The sequence below is a fragment of the Peribacillus sp. SIMBA_075 genome, from assembly GCF_046534585.1.
The window spans coordinates 1-402 of sequence record NZ_JAWRYN010000162.1 but is presented as its reverse complement, the minus strand read 5'-3'; the positions used below and the strand labels follow the sequence as shown (position 1 = coordinate 402).

At 45.3% G+C, this 402-nt stretch carries 1 protein-coding gene; it reads right to left on the bottom strand.

Annotation, left to right across the window (positions count from 1 at the left end; all coding sequences use genetic code 11):
• The coding region (locus SB775_RS27615; protein WP_410864331.1) for a redoxin domain-containing protein at window positions 1-270 on the bottom strand (270 nt) is incomplete at its 3' end.
• Window positions 271-402 lie beyond the last annotated feature (132 nt).

Genomic DNA, 402 nt, shown 5'->3' with positions numbered 1-402 from the left:
CAGGTTGTGCTCGGCAATCGTTTGCTTGATCGTTTCGATGTCCGTATCTTTTTCAGAACGAGGCATGTGAATACCGATTACTTTTAATCCGTTTGCTGCATATTTGTCACGCCATTCGTTGATGCTCGGCATGGACTCCTTGCACATGTAGCAGCTTACAGACCAAAAGTGTACCAAAACCGGGCTACCAGCCAATTCTGCTTTGGTCACCTGTCCATTCACCCATTCGGTAATCCCAGGGAAATCAGGCAATTCTTCGCGCAAACGCATGGATAGGTCAACCCCTTTTCTTTATTTTAGCTTAGGTTAAAAAAAAGGGCCTAACAGCTAAATGTTAGACCCTTCTATTTCCTTGCGTACGTGCAAGTAATTACTTAGCAGACAGTTGAGCTTGTCCTGGGC